Below are 15,098 nucleotides of genomic sequence, written 5' to 3'. Positions count from 1 at the left end.
AAGTACACCTAGGTTCTTACATTGAGTTCTGTATCTCGGGGGGTGGTTCCCATCATGTCCTTTTGTGTGTAAACCAGTGTCTGGTATTTCTTAAGGTCTAGTTTTCTTTCGTAAAAGTGACGCGGTCACTCAAGAGAAAGATAAGGCTTGCCTAAAGTTTAGACTAAGAAAACCAAGCAACTTCCCTATCCTTTAGATATGGAAAGTCCGCGATTGCAGCTTTGTAACCCAAGTTCCCTAGCGTTACGTGTCGCATCACGTCATTTATATTGATTTAATTTTATTGGCAAGAATATGTGCTAGGTGCTAATGTTTTTAGGGTGATCAGTTGCATATTCGTGAAAATTTCTGTGGGGTGATGATGAGTTCAGTTAATAAGTCTTTTAATCAAGCTGACGGTTTACGTTCTCTGATGAAAAGACAAGAGTGTAAAGAGAACGTTAAGGCTCAGCAAAGTAAGATACGGCTTGCTATCGTTACCGGTCAGTATCAAGAAGTCGATCCTTTGATGAATTTATTGGAGCAAGCACAATTAGAACTAGAATCTACTTATTTTCAATAACATCTGTAAAGCAATTAAATACTAAATGCGAAGGTAGTTAAAAATCCGGAATCAAGTCATTGATTCCGGATTTTTTTAGCCAGGTAGGAGCATTCAACTGAACCTTAACTTATCTCTAATGCATCCACTGGACGATTTTTACGTTACAGGGTTATGATTTTGATCACCGATATACTCTGGCCTGACATTAGTTATCCACTGATTCTGTGGATTAAAATAGCTAATTGAACGTTGTGCGTTCTCTTAACAAGTCGGCCCTGTAACGAGTACCAGCTATTCAATCCAACATTGAAAATTGAAAGCATCGTAGCCGTTTGTAAAGAACTCCGGCCAAAGAAGTGAACGAGTGATGTAACACATTGGTTTTAATTATTAATATCGCTAACGAGTGGATACATCTGTGCAATAATTATATTGATCACAACTGAAGTATGCCGCCTGAAGCAGCTGTAAATAGGTCATTTATCAAATAAACATAACGTACTAAGGAAAGTTTATGACAACCTTAAGTCGCGCTATAAAAAATTGGTTGTTTGACCGCAACAGTCTGATTTTTATTGCTGATGCCATACTGTTTGTAGTTATGTTAAACACTTTGCCATTTGAAGCCAATGTTGTAGTTGGTCTCAGTCTGCTAACCTTTATTGCCATACTTTGGTTAACAGAAGCCATTCACGTTAGTATCACAGCCATTTTAGTTCCCTTTCTGGCTGTAGGACTGGGAGTATTTAAAACACCTGAGGCTCTCGGCAACTTCGCTAATCCGATCATTTTCCTTTTTCTTGGTGGCTTTTCGCTGGCGTCAGCGATGCATCGCCAAGATCTAGATAAAGCAATCGCCGATAAAGTATTGCTGATAGCCAAAGGTCATATGGCCATAACACCTATGTCTTTGTACTGCTTGGAATAGCATATTGCGCCAGTATCGGCGGTATTGCCACTATCGTTGGCAGCCCTCCAAACGCCATTGCGGCAGCTGAAGTGGGGTTGAGTTTTACTCAATGGATGGCACTGGGTTTGCCTCTCACACTCGTTCTACTCCCCCTGACGGTTGGCCTGCTCTATTTGATGCTAAAGCCAAACCTGGAGCATACGTTTGAAATAACCCACGAGCCAGTCAAGTGGGACAATGCCAAACTCACCACTTTGGTTATCTTCGCCGTAACTGTCTCCATGTGGGTTTTTAGTACTCCCCTGAACGCTTACCTTGGCGGTTTTAGTCAGTTTGACAGTCTCGTGGCTCTGTTTGCTATTGTGATGTTGGGTTTTGCTCGGGTGGTTGAATGGAAAGATATTGAGAGATCAACCGACTGGGGCGTCTTACTGCTGTTTGGAGGCGGGATCTGTCTGAGTAATGTACTCAAGGAAACTGGCGCAAGTGCCTTTCTGGCCCACAGTCTGAGTGGGTTCCTCGAACAAGCCGGTCTGTTCTTCACTCTTGTCATTGTGGTTGCTTTCGTGGTTTTCCTGACAGAATTTGCCAGTAACACCGCAAGTGCCGCTCTGCTGGTACCTATATTCGCCTCTATAGCTGAAGTGCTGGGCGTATCACCAGTGATCCTATCGGTGTTGATCGGTATTGCCGCATCATGTGCATTTATGTTGCCTGTTGCAACCCCACCCAATGCTATCGTGTTTGGTTCTGGCCATATCAAACAGCGCGAGATGATGAAAGTCGGTGTTGTTCTTAACATTGCCTGTATTGTCGTGCTCTCTATGTTTGCCTGGCTGTTCTGGCAATAGCAGAATAAGACCAGTATTTTTCTGCTTCTTTGATATCTCTGAAAAAACGTACTTCCATAAAATGGCCGGAAGCCCCTATTATTTTCAGGAAGTTTCGTCACAGGGTCACGTAATATAAAAGTCTTGCCCTGAATTCCGATGACCAAGACTTTATTACAGGGTAACAAAGCAAAGATCGCACTTTTTATTTTATTAGACTTAGTACTTTTTATATAAATAATGGCTCGTTTAATCATCTAAACAAATTTTGTTTTATTTAGTTTCAGACTATAAAGTTATAGTGCGTTAGGATGTTAAAAATACTTATTTTAATACACCTCGATATCTCATCTTACCCTTTATGATTGAATGATAATCTCGAGCCATCAAAAATAAGTTGGGCCAATAACTGTTTCGCTCTGTGCTGTCCTTGACTGTCAAACATCACCCCGCAATTTTTCAATGCGCCATTTTTTTGCATGCTACGTACAATACCGGTTAGTTGATAATGTTGTGGAGTGCTTGGATTTTTTACCGTAATGGTGATCTCGTCATCGGCATCAAATGTTGGGCCATTAAGGCCAAATTGAAAGCAACACCCTTTTACCGAAAGATCTTTGAAATCCACCAGCAGATTACGATTCACAATTGGTATATGACCCTGTAACTTAACCTCATAGCGAGGCTCACTTCGCAACTGCATTAAAGACATTACCTGGGGGATCTTTAATAATAATAAGCCAATCGGTTTATTGATAACATATGCTACCGTGCTTTTAAAATTAACGATTGCCCCTTCGCCCCTGTCAGATATTGCCTTTACTGTTATCCAAAAACCTTCGCAAAAATAGTCATCTAAATCATGCGGGGTTAACTTCGGCAGCACAAACACAAGATGTTCTGTACCATCGGAACCGATGAATGTTGTCTCGCACCTAAACAACCGTCCCAGGGGAGTTTTCACACTGATCGTGACAAGACTGCCATGATTGATCATTTCTACCCCACGGATCCCTCGAACCGTTTGTTCTCGCTTTTTAGATAAGAGTCGTTGTTTTAAGTCATTTCCATTCTGAGTCAAGGGCATCCTACCGGTCTGGCACTTTCTTTAGTATATTGATTAATAAGATATTTTAATATAAATGTGTCTTTTATGAAATAGTCGATTAGGAATATAGTTTTATAATAAGGTTTCATTTCAGGTCATATTTTGGTGCTATCGAGTTATTGAGCTCAGTTAAAAATGCAATCACTTTTATTAATCGTATCGGATGCGATCCCGGACAAATGCAATCTTTTGATTTTCAATTAGAAGTTTAAACGTTAAAATGCTTCTTTATTAGCAATTCATAGGCGGTATGATGGCAATCACCATCAGGGATCTAGATCCGCATTATTTTATGATCGAAGATCTTAAAGCATTAACCAATAGCAATGTTACGACCAAGGCTTTAATTAAAGGGGGTTACTTAGCGGTTGATTTAGGTAAGCAATATGAAGCAGAGAAAGAGCGTAGAATTAAAGCGGAAGAAGAGTTGGAACAGCTCAAACAAATGATTGCTAACTACCTGGCCAGCCAAAACGCCCTGCACAACGCCATCAAATAATCGAGGCAAAACCTGAAACTCTTAATGCTGAGTGGTTGCTAGTATTAAGAATTTCAGGGAATAACAAATCAATAGACAACCTAGATAACCACCAGCTCATCAAATCCTGTTTTGCCATCAGGTTCGCGTGAAAATGTCAGGGTGTTATAACTGACTAAACAAATTTCAGCCGTATATGAGACCGGACATCCCTCTACCAAATGACCACCAAAGACCTGACCGGCTTTGTCTGCAACAGAGATATGCAAATGGACATGCTCTGGGGTTAACGTTCCAGAGAGCGTTAGAATTTCTAAAGGCCCGTTTAAAGATAAGGTTTTCGTCTCATCAGCAAGCCTTATCTGCGCTTCTGACAAGCAACCGACACCGGTAAGCAATGAACCGGCTTTAATCGAATGGGCTTTGACATAGGCAAGAACGGAAGATTTAAGATCGTTCCCTTCTGTTAAACGAAATGCGTGGGGTTGAATCATAGAATAAGGCCACTTTTAGATATTCGAATGGGGATAAAAATCGGCTATCAAAAAAGGCTTCATAAAGAAGCCATTTCGATCAGAAAGGAGTGTCAGGCACGCCGGCCTTGCTTTTTATTCGAACCGGAATGCGGAAAGATATTATGAATGCGCTGTTTAATCTTGCTGGGTACCGATTTTGAGTAGACCAATTTCGTTGTATAACGGTTTTTATAAACTTTGACTTGCCCCGAAAACGGGTATTTGTGCGCAATGTCTTTACACCCTATCAGAAAGCCATTCGGTATGTTTCCTTTTGAATGGATAAGCTCACCATTATCAAACTTCAATACTATTACCGGACGATCTTTAAACACAAGAAAGGCCACCGCAATGGCTAGTAAAATGACATATTCCATCCATTAACTCCTAATTGTGTATGTTTTTTTAAGCGTATATCAAATCGAGAATTTTATCTGCGAACCCGATAGCTCTGTGATGCAAGGCAATCTTTAATCGAGAGGGTCAAAATCAGGTGCATCGAAATCTAACAGTTCATGCAAATCTTTACGAATATCCAAGACTTTTTTACTGACCGTTTCCGTGCGACTACTCTCACTCAACAAAAACTCAATAGTGTCGGATAATGTCGAATCTAATTCTCTCGACTTTTCAGCCAGTTTTTCCCAAACGCGGAAGTCAAGATCGATAGACTTTTTACGCGTATGTACCTGCTCGGCGTTGAAATGCCGCTTACGTTTGGCGCGTATGGCCTGCTTGAGCTTTTTATCAAGCTCGGGCGACATATGCTTACTAATCCACTCAATGACTTTAGTGGGGTCATGCTCAATAGTAAGCAGTATCTGAATAGCGGCTTCCGCCTCACTCGTATCGATATAACGAGTGACTTTATCGCCTTCTTTCCATTTCTTGACCAGATAAGTCCATTTCCAACCGGCTTCGAGGTTTTCAAGCTGCTGATATTTCATATACGTGAGTTATTCTCAAAAAGTCTACACTTAGTAGTGACAGTGTAACTGTTGGCACATAAAAGCTCAATTACCTTTATGATATTTAACTGATTGTTTTATCTAAGGCTAAATATCGTCAATATCTGCCTATTATGAAGCCATTGATTCCTTTATACTGCAGTCCTTTTCACAGTAACGAAAGAAAGCACAAGTCTATGCAGCAAGAATCCTGGCGTACAATGACCCCAGATTACTCAAAGTATCAAGCTATTCTGGAAGGTTATGATAATCTGCCATTTGCCCCTACAGGTACTTTGCAAGACCGTCTTAGCGATGCCGTACGCCGGTTCACCGCTGTTGAACTACAGCCCCGTGTTCTACGTATCACCGCGCCCGATAACAAAGTTTATCGCGACTACGTGATCGAACTGTTGGCAAAATATGACGCAATAAATCAAAAAATTAAATATCAGCAAGATGATTCTGAGAGTCAAATCAATAACCAGAATCAGAATAATGAATCTTCGATCATCATTGCTGGTGAAAATGTAACAGAGCTGACTCTTTTTGGTGCCGTCTATCCCCCATCTGAAGACGGTAAAATCAGCAAAGCGCAAGTTAAGCATGGTTTGCTTCATCAAGCGAATGGTGGCTATTTGGTTCTTTCCGTTACCAGCATTTTGGGTAACCCGACATTGTGGCCACGCCTAAAAAGCGTCTTAATGAATGGTTCGCTTGAATGGCAGCCTGCTTCTCATAAAACGCTCTATCCTATTCCGCCAGCTGAAAGCCTGAACGTGAAGTTGGTCTTGATCGGCGATCGTTACTTGATGGCTGAACTTGAAAATGCAGAACCCGATATTACATCCGGCTTTTCTATGTACGGTGAATTCGAGCAAGATCTGCTGCTGAGTGATGAAACCTTACCACTTTACCTTTCTTACGTTAAAGATCTGGTTCACAAGGCGAAGCTGCCCGATTTGGCTGACAGCGACGCCCTGGCCGCTCTATTAAGAACAGGTGCCCGTTATGCCGAAGATAAAAGCCGCGTTCCTCTGTGCCCTCTGTGGCATCAGAGTTTGCTATCGGAAGCATCGATTGAATCTCAGGGCGATAGAATTACCGTAACCCATTTTAACGCAGCGATGAAGGCCCGTGATTACCGCGAATCATATTTGCCAGAACGCGCTATTGAAGATATCCACCTGGGTCAGGTTGTTATAGCGTGTCAGGGGGAAGAGATTGGTCAGGTCAACGGCCTGACGGTTGTCGATGTTCCCGGACATCCCAAAGCCTATGGTGAGCCAGCCCGAATTTCTTGTGTAGTCCACTTTGGTGAAGGCGACATTTCGGATGTTGAGCGCAAAGCCGAGCTGGGTGGTAATCTTCACGCCAAAGGGATGATGATTATGCAGGCATTTGTCAGTGCCGCGCTCAATCTGGATCATGCATTGCCCTTTACCGCCTCAATTGTCTTTGAACAATCTTATTGTGAAGTCGACGGTGACAGTGCCTCGCTGGCAGAACTGTGTTCATTGGTCTCTGCACTTTCTATGCAGCCAATTAATCAACAAATTGCTGTTACGGGCGCGGTTGACCAATTTGGCCGTGTTCAGGCTGTAGGCGGCCTTAATGAGAAGGTTGAAGGTTTCTATAAGGTATGTGTACATCGCGGCCTGACCGGCCATCAGGGTGTCATTTTACCGAAAACAAATTTAGGAAACCTTTGCCTGAATGATGAAGTTATCGAGGCAATCAAGTCCGGAAAATTCCATATCTGGGCGGTTGAAAGCGTTGATGACGCTATTCCATTGCTAACAGGCAAGGCATTCAAAGGCGACGAGCTGGATACTGATACTATACTTGCTAAAATTGCTGAACGTATTGATGTGTTTCATCATGGCGATGTCATCAATGAAGTCAGTTGGTTAACGATTATTCGCAACTGGTTTGTCCAGCACTGATCCGAGTTGTTTAGCTTACACGTGTAAGCTAAATTGCTCCTATAATTTCTTAGAGCAGTACGAATTCTGATGAAACGCAATTCTTATGAACGTGAAGACCTAGTTGCATGTGGTAATGGAGAGCTTCATGGCCCTGCATTCCCTTCTCTACCATCTGACAACATGCTGATGATGGACAGAATTTTAGAAATCACGGATGACGGCGGTGAGTATGGCAAAGGCTTTATTCATGCCGAGCTCGATATCAACCCTGATCTATGGTTCTTTGACTGCCATTTCAAAGGTGACCCGGTTATGCCTGGTTGTCTTGGTCTTGATGCAATGTGGCAACTTGTTGGTTTCTTCCTTGGCTGGCATGGCGGTGAAGGCAAAGGCCGTGCGCTTGGTGTAGGTGAAGTGAAGTTCACTGGCCAAGTTCTGCCGACCGCAAAGAAAGTGACCTATGAAATTAATCTAAAGCGTGTGATTAACCGCAAGTTAGTCATGGGTGTTGCTGACGGTCGTGTACTGGTAGACGGCAAAGAAATCTATGTCGCTAAAGATTTAAAAGTAGGTCTGTTCACTGACACTGCTAGCTTCTAAGTCTCTCAGACTAAATGACAGTTAAAAGGTCGCATTTTGCGGCCTTTTTTGCATTTAAGGATAACCAAGACCACGATAGACTATCAATGCAAGGCGGTAAATTTTGAAATGTATTGAAAACCAGAAGGGAAATTTAAAAAGCCCCTTCTCCTCAAAGGGGCTAAATAAGGGTTCTATGAGAAAGGGTTATTTGAGGCCTGTCTGAATTTCCTCTCTTGCGTCTCGCCAACCACCAAGCCAATTAGTACGGGCATCCAGAGATTGATATGGACAAGCTTCACTTGAGCGACCATTTTTCCCAGCCTGATAACCACGAGCTTGTGCACGTTCTAAACGATCCCGCTTTTGTCTCTTCATAGTTAGATCCTTATCTTTAGCTATTTTCTTTCATTACAGTTTCATAATGATGGAGTTTTTGTGACTCCAGATATAAGAATTAGCGATCTACCCCGTTTGATCAACCCCAAAAACAACTCAGGCTCACAATTTGTGAGCCTGAGTAAAAAATAAACTATTTTAACAAAAATTTATTTTCTTCTTCTGAAACCAATCCAGCCGAGCATTGTCAAAGCGAATAGACCTAGCGATGCGCCAGAACGTTCGACAGATGAGGTTTTTTCAGGACGTGCCTCAATCTTACCTGCTGGGATCGGAACCAGTTTCACAGCGACCAGTTTTTCATCACCGCTACACTGCGATTCATTCGATAAGTCCTGATAACCACCAGCACACATCAGTGCCGTCGCCGAAATCACCCCCGCATCGTTAATACCGGTCGCCTGGGCAATCCGGAACTGGTTCGCTACATCATCTCCACTTACTGCACCATCATTGGTCAGATCATCCAGCATCCACGCCTTGGTTGCTTTTAAAACAGTACTTATTTTATTGTTATTACCGTCCGTATAAGTAATATCACCACCAGCCATGTAGGTGAAGCCACGCTGGCGACGGAACTTGCCGTCGACCTGATTGGCAGTTTCGGAATCGACCCAGCCTACAATCTGATCATGGTTGTTGATAGCGCTTGGAAAGCCGTTGTAGCCTTTAAAGAAAATATCGCCATTCACTGAAGCGTCGATAAACGTCGTTTGATTCGTGCTGTTGTCATAAATAAAGATACGTTCAGGGTACGAACGGTTCTCGGAACGAGTGTTCTTGGCGACCCCGATAACCTTGTTATTTTTATTGATATCAGTCGCTACGGAATAGTTGAACTGGCGATCGCCGCCGCTCTCAACCTCCGTACCAGGGATGAATTTACTCTCCCAGCCACCGGTCACGGAATCCGTCTTCGGCGTAAATACCGTTGCACGTGGCGCATAGTAATCACTGTCTTGGTAAATGGTCGAAAAACCAACCGCGACAGGTTTAGAGTCAATGACTTCTACCGCCCGGGCGCCCGCTTGCGCTGAGCGATCGTTATTATCAGGATCTTCTGGGGTTAAAGACGTCTTATTGATGACGTTACCCGTTACAACACCTGATGTAGTCGGTGTAACAGTCCAAAACATTGCATCATTTGCAAATACAGAGAACTGGCATTCGTACGTCGAGTAAAGCGTACTGGAACTAGTAGAAAATTCTGATGCACATTTCGCTAAAGTGTTAGATGAAACACTTTTGCCAATATCGACATCGCTAGCATCAGGTAGTTTATCGGCATCATTTAAGTTACTTGGTGCAAATGAACCGCTGCCGACAACTAATAGTTGACCTGCTGGATATTCAACGGCATCCCAAGCAAGGGTTTGGCCCATCTTATCGACAAGTGCTTTCTCAGCTGTAGTGCCCGTTGAAGCGGTTGCTGGTGCCAATTCAATATTTGCTGATGATGTGGTAACAAAGCCGCGTTTCGCAAACTCACGCACATAGCGATCACCACTTTTAAAGTAAGATGAACTTGCAATACCGTATTGATAGTCGCCAGTAATACCGTTGACTACAGCGTTAGAACTGTAAGCAATACGTGTACCCAAATCAGTTACACTTTGATCAGCACTTGGTGATGATGCAAAAGTATCAATCACTGAGCCTTCAACTAATGGATAAGCATTGGCAAAATATCCACGAGACCAAGCTGCTTGTTCTCGTTGAAGGCCACCAAAACCGGAGCGATCGTTAACATCGTCACGGTTATAGTTCTTACCGTAGTATTGTGCCTGAGCCCATGTGTCACAGGTATTAGAGCCTAAATTAGCGTTACAGTAGCTTAAAAGAGATAAATAATCGTTCACACGCTGGTAGTTATCCGTCAGAAACGGGAATTCATCCCTGTAATTCGTCCCGTCGGTACCGAAGCGGCTTTCACCAAAAACTTTATAGTTAGTTGCGTTACACGTACCACCATCAGCAAAGCAGTTTTCACCAGTTGCCGACTCTGTAATACCCTGCCCATAAACCTCAAATGTATCAGCCGTATTTTGTCCGAAATACTCTTGAGTACCGACAGCACTGTCAGCATCAACTTCCACTACTTGATAAACAGCTGCATTGGCCTGTGTCGCACCGGCGATCAGCATCGCCAGTGTAGAAAGCTTTAACGTCTTATGTTGCATTATAATTCCTTCTGCATCACTTCCAGCTCTTCCCAGCGTTCAAATGCATGCTCAAACTCTTCTTCTACCACGGCTAAACGTGACAGTGTCGCTTGAGTATCATTCTTCACATCCTGAAAGAATGCAGGATCGTTTATCTGTTCCTGCAGCTGAGCAATTTCATTTTCCAAATCTTCAATTTTTTGCGGCAGGCTTTCCAGTTCTTTCTGGAATTTATACGACAACTTCTTGGTTGAAGCCGGTCGGGTTACCTCACGCTGCTTGTTCTCTTCTTTCTTTTTAGATTCTGCGATTTGCGTCGCCAGTTCGTTTGCTTCTTTTTGTTTCAAAAGGACAGCTGCAGAATTTGCGCGTTGTGCCTGAGCATCATGATAACCACCTACATACTCGTCGACGACACCATTACCTTCGAAAATCCAGCTTGTTGTCACAGTATTATCAACAAATTGGCGATCGTGACTTACTAACAGCAAAGTACCCTGATAGTTGGCAAGAATTTCTTCTAAAAGTTCCAATGTTTCGATATCTAAATCGTTAGTTGGTTCATCGAGGATCAATAAATTATTAGGTTTTAAGAACAACTTCGCTAATAACAGTCGGTTTTTCTCACCGCCTGATAAGGCTTTTACCGGCGTACGGGCACGGCGAGGATGGAACAAGAAATCTTGTAAGTAACCTAAGGCGTGACGAGTGACACCATTAACGGTCACTTCTTGCTTACCGTCAGCCAGGTTGTCCATCACGGTTTTTTCAGGATCCAGCACTTCGCGGTATTGGTCGAAATATGCCGCATCAATTTTGGTCCCGCAATGGAAATACCCTGATGTCGGCGTCAACTTCTCTAGCATCAGTTTTAATAGCGTACTCTTACCACAACCATTAGGACCAATCAGGGCGATACGGTCACCACGCATTACCGTAAAGCTAAAGTCGTTGATAATTGGCGTGTCACCGTAACTATATGAGATATGCTCAGCTTCAAATACAATCTTACCGGAGCGTTTCGCTTCCTGTAGCTGCATATCAGCCTTACCCATCACTTCACGGCGTTCACTGCGTTCATTACGTAACTTTTTAAGCGCGCGTACCCGGCCTTCGTTACGAGTACGTCGAGCTTTGATCCCCTGGCGGATCCACACTTCTTCCTGGGCGAGTTTCTTATCAAACTCGGCATTTTGTTCCGCTTCTACCCGTAGCATCTCTTCTTTGCTTTCAAGATACAGTTCGTAGTCGCCAGGGAAAGACGCCAGTTGGCCACGATCTAAATCGAGAATGCGCGTCGCCATCGAGCGAATGAAGGCACGGTCGTGAGAAATAAAGATAATTGAGCCGCGGAAACTCTTCAGGAAGCCTTCTAACCATTCAATGGTCGACACATCCAAGTGGTTGGTCGGCTCATCTAATAATAAAATATCAGGGTCACAAACCAGTGCGCGCGCCAGAGCGGCCTTACGCTGCCAACCACCAGACAGATCAGCTAAGAGTGTGTGAGGATCCAGGTGAAGCGTCTCTAATACAGAAGCGATTTGCGTGTCAAACTGCCATGCATTGGCATGATCAATCTTCTCTTGGGCACGGGTCAGCTTATTTAGGTTTGATTCACTCGGATCAACCGCAATCAAGTCCAGTAAATGATGGTACTCACGCAGTACCTTGCCGACTTCTGCCAACCCTTCAGCAACATAATCAAACACGTTACCTTCAGCATTACGCGGTGGATCCTGCTCAAGACGTGATATTTTCAGTTCAGTCTGGCGCTGAATGCTGCCGTCATCGAGCAAGACATCACCAGAGATAACCTTCATTAACGTCGATTTACCTGCGCCGTTACGACCGACCAGACAAACACGCTCATTCGGCTGCAGAACAAACTCCGCTTTATCGAGTAAAGCGTGGTCGCCATACGCAAGTTGTGCGTTACTAATATTAATTAATGCCATTACTGTTTAACCATGCTGCAAGTTCAGCCGCATCAAACGGCCAACCAAGTTCTGAAATTGAATGTTGATTTTCTATTGAAGAGACAGAGATAGAAACAACGGGAATAGTGACGCCGTAACGTAAAAAGAGCGCATCATCAAAAGCAATATCGACCACTTTGACGCGCTCGTGTACGCCTGCCTCTGTAAGCAGGCGATAAGCCTGCTCGCAGAGATGACATCCTTGTGTGCTATACAGCGTAATTAGCACTTAAGCTTCCTTATGGGTAATGATCCAGCAGTTATGGATATGCTTGTTTTTGGCAAAATCCATCGGAAGCGTTTTGTCAGAAATATTCTGGGCTTTCAGGCCAAGTTCTTCTAACTTCTCCAGATCCATCTTAAATTGGCGCTTATTGTTAGAAAAGACAATCTGCCCTTGTGGACGTAGCATGCGCTTTAGGTTTTCCAACAACATGACGTGGTCACGTTGAACATCGAAAGTCTGCTTCATACGCTTAGAATTCGAGAACGTCGGCGGATCGATAAAGATCAGATCAAACGTATCATCGACTTCCTGCAGCCACTGCAAGCAATCAGCCTGAACGAATTCATGCTCTTGCCCTACCTGCCCATTCAGCTCCATGTTCTCTTGAGCCCAGCGCAAATAAGTATTGGACATATCAACCGTGGTTGTTGACTTGGCACCACCACAAGCGGCATGAACCGTTGCTGATCCGGTATAAGCAAACAAGTTCAGGAAGTCTTTGCCTTTTGCCATTTCACCCAGCTTACGACGGGTAATACGGTGATCAAGGAATAAGCCCGTATCAAGGTAATCGTACAGGTTTACTTTCAGATCAACACCGTACTCATTCACTGTCATGTGACGTTCTGCACTGGATAGCTTCTGGTATTGATTCTTACCCTTTTGCCGCTCACGAACTTTTAAAATAACCTTGTTATTATCAACACCCGTGACTTCAATCGTAGCACGCAGTACATCCATAATACGGCGACGAGCGATTTCTTCCGGAACCGTCTTCGGTGCAGCGTACTCTTGAATGATCAAGTAATCTTTATACTTATCAATAGCGGCATTGTAGTTAGGCAGATCAGCGTCATAAATGCGGTAACATTCGACCCCTTCTTTCTTCGCCCACTTACCTAGCTTCGCAATGTTCTTTTTCAGGCGGTTGGCAAAATCTGGTGCAACTTGTTCTTGCTCGATTTTGCCTTCTTGCTCGCCCTCGACCTGCTTTACGCCACCACCGGTGATCAAATAGGTTTTAAGCACACAGTCGAGCGCACCGTTATTCAGTTTGAACTGCTTGTCAGCACGCATGCGTAAGCAGCTTAATAGCTCATTCGAACCTGAATAGATTGCCGCAGTCGAACCGGTAAAAGCCAGCTTTAAGCGATTACCAAATTCGGTGTAAAGTGAAATCAGCTCAGGCGTAGTTCCTAAACGCTCACCATATGGAGGGTTACACAGCACCACTCCGGCTTCAAAGCCCTCTGGGCTCACAAGCTGTGTCACATCGCCGTATTCGAAATTAATCAGATCTTTCACGCCAGCCCGGCCAGCATTATCGCGAGCAATGGTTAATACACGGCGATCCATCTCACGGCCAAAGAACTTAGTCTCAACTTTTGCCGGACCGCGACGTGCTTTTACTGACGCTTCTGCGTGGATTTCCAACCATGATTCTTTGTCAAAATCTTTAATCGATTCAAAACCCCAGCGCTTACGCTTTAAGCCCGGTGCAATATCGGCAGCTATCATGGCCGCTTCAATAAGCAAGGTACCAGAACCACACATTGGATCTAATAACGGCTTCTCTGGCGTCCAGCCGCTTTTCATGACCAGTGCCGCGGCATGAGTTTCACGCAATGGCGCTTTACCCGCTTCGGTACGATAGCCGCGCTGGTGCAGGCCACTACCTGCCATATCAAGACCAAGGACACCTTTCTCACCAGATAAACGCATGTGAATACGCAGATCCGGACGTTCACGATCGATATTCGGACGACGCATGTCAGCTTTGGTGAAACGGTCGACGATGGCATCCTTTACCTTCATAGCACCGTATTGGCTATTGCGAATTTCACGGTTAGTACCGTTGAAATCGACAATAATGCGCGTGTCACTACCAAAGTAGTCCGGCCAGTGAATAGCTGTCGCCCCCAGATACAAGTCCATGTCGTCACGGACATTAAACTCACTGAGGACCTGAATGATACGAGATGATATGCGGGTCCATAGACAGCAGCGATAAGCCGTAGCCTGCTCGGCCTTAAAACGGACACCAGCATGAGCAACCTGGATGTCTTGAGCACCAAGTTGTACTAATTCTTCTGCAAGGAGGTTCTCAAGACCTCGAGAGGTAATAGCTAGATATTGATTCATGGAATTCTTTTCACACTTAAGTTGGCGAGAATTATAACCGAAAACCGAGTAAATACCTCTTTCTTCACAAACTTGATGGCAACATTTAGCTAAAAAAACAGCAATTTTCGACCTCAGATGATTCAATCAAAGCTTTACCGCTATTTCAGCCTTGAATCGCACCATCAACCAACCACCAAAAACCACGCCATCGGTAACAACCATCCGGAAAATTATGAACTGTCGCACAGTATTTCAGCAGTAAGCCGAGAACAAAAACACCGTTTCCATGCGTGGACAATAATAACACCAACTCTCAAGAACTTCCGTAAAAGTGTGTGCTCACACACGAAATAAGCACTGTTTCCATAC

13 protein-coding genes and 1 pseudogene are annotated in these 15,098 nt (G+C 44.0%); 5 read left to right on the top strand and 9 right to left on the bottom strand.

Translation table 11 applies throughout. The features are described 5' to 3' along the window. The first annotated feature begins 328 nt into the window (after positions 1-328). Entirely contained in the window at positions 329-562 is a 234-nt protein-coding gene (locus AC2204_RS05445) for a hypothetical protein (protein WP_318924463.1), read from the top strand. 496 nt (positions 563-1,058) lie between these two features. Next, positions 1,059-2,305, top strand: a pseudogene (locus tag AC2204_RS05440) (DASS family sodium-coupled anion symporter). 331 nt (positions 2,306-2,636) lie between these two features. Here the strand turns inward: AC2204_RS05440 and AC2204_RS05435 are convergent. Continuing rightward, entirely contained in the window at positions 2,637-3,365 is a 729-nt protein-coding gene (locus AC2204_RS05435; RefSeq protein ID WP_318924462.1) for a PilZ domain-containing protein, read from the bottom strand. 280 nt (positions 3,366-3,645) lie between these two features. Between AC2204_RS05435 and AC2204_RS05430 the strand changes: the two genes are divergently transcribed. Next, positions 3,646-3,891 (top strand): hypothetical protein, encoded by a 246-nt coding sequence (locus AC2204_RS05430; protein ID WP_318924461.1) that lies wholly within the window; start codon positions 3,646-3,648, stop codon positions 3,889-3,891. An 80-nt stretch (positions 3,892-3,971) separates the two neighbouring features. Here the strand turns inward: AC2204_RS05430 and AC2204_RS05425 are convergent, their stop codons facing one another. The 3 genes from AC2204_RS05425 to matP form a co-directional block, all read right to left on the bottom strand. After that, positions 3,972-4,364, bottom strand: coding sequence for a PPC domain-containing DNA-binding protein (locus AC2204_RS05425; RefSeq protein WP_318924460.1), 393 nt, complete (start codon positions 4,362-4,364; stop codon positions 3,972-3,974). 92 nt (positions 4,365-4,456) lie between these two features. After that, positions 4,457-4,762 carry a DUF3634 family protein gene (locus AC2204_RS05420; protein WP_318924459.1) on the bottom strand — a complete coding sequence of 102 codons (306 nt, stop codon included), beginning with the start codon at positions 4,760-4,762 and terminating at the stop codon, positions 4,457-4,459. 93 nt (positions 4,763-4,855) lie between these two features. After that, positions 4,856-5,332, bottom strand: coding sequence for a macrodomain Ter protein MatP (gene matP, locus AC2204_RS05415; protein ID WP_318924458.1), 477 nt, complete (start codon positions 5,330-5,332; stop codon positions 4,856-4,858). 197 nt (positions 5,333-5,529) lie between these two features. Between matP and AC2204_RS05410 the strand changes: the two genes are divergently transcribed. Further along, complete coding sequence (locus tag AC2204_RS05410; protein WP_318924457.1) at positions 5,530-7,278, top strand: Lon protease family protein; 1,749 nt, start codon at positions 5,530-5,532, stop codon at positions 7,276-7,278. Positions 7,279-7,341: 63 nt separating this feature from the next. After that, entirely contained in the window at positions 7,342-7,860 is a 519-nt protein-coding gene (fabA, locus tag AC2204_RS05405) for a bifunctional 3-hydroxydecanoyl-ACP dehydratase/trans-2-decenoyl-ACP isomerase (protein ID WP_318924558.1), read from the top strand. Positions 7,861-8,046: 186 nt separating this feature from the next. Here the strand turns inward: fabA and rmf are convergent, their stop codons facing one another. From rmf to rlmKL, 5 genes are all read right to left on the bottom strand, one after another. Then, entirely contained in the window at positions 8,047-8,217 is a 171-nt protein-coding gene (rmf, locus tag AC2204_RS05400; protein ID WP_107282664.1) for a ribosome modulation factor, read from the bottom strand. A 170-nt stretch (positions 8,218-8,387) separates the two neighbouring features. Next, positions 8,388-10,418 carry a DUF3466 family protein gene (locus AC2204_RS05395; RefSeq protein WP_318924456.1) on the bottom strand — a complete coding sequence of 677 codons (2,031 nt, stop codon included), beginning with the start codon at positions 10,416-10,418 and terminating at the stop codon, positions 8,388-8,390. Beyond that, a complete protein-coding gene (uup, locus tag AC2204_RS05390; RefSeq protein WP_318924455.1) occupies positions 10,418-12,358 on the bottom strand; it encodes an ATP-binding cassette ATPase Uup in 1,941 nt (646 codons plus the stop codon). The genes AC2204_RS05395 and uup overlap by 1 nt, the downstream gene beginning before the upstream one ends. Next, on the bottom strand, positions 12,345-12,608 hold the full coding sequence (locus AC2204_RS05385; protein ID WP_318924454.1) for a glutaredoxin family protein: 264 nt from the start codon (positions 12,606-12,608) through the stop codon (positions 12,345-12,347). The genes uup and AC2204_RS05385 overlap by 14 nt, the downstream gene beginning before the upstream one ends. Then, positions 12,609-14,747, bottom strand: a complete 2,139-nt coding sequence (gene rlmKL, locus AC2204_RS05380) for a bifunctional 23S rRNA (guanine(2069)-N(7))-methyltransferase RlmK/23S rRNA (guanine(2445)-N(2))-methyltransferase RlmL (protein WP_318924453.1) — start codon at positions 14,745-14,747, stop codon at positions 12,609-12,611. Between the last annotated feature and the right edge of the window lie 351 nt (positions 14,748-15,098).

It is taken from the genome of Photobacterium sp. (assembly GCF_057456235.1).
Note: the sequence above shows the minus strand (reverse complement) of the source record. Positions and strands in the feature narration are given on the sequence as shown.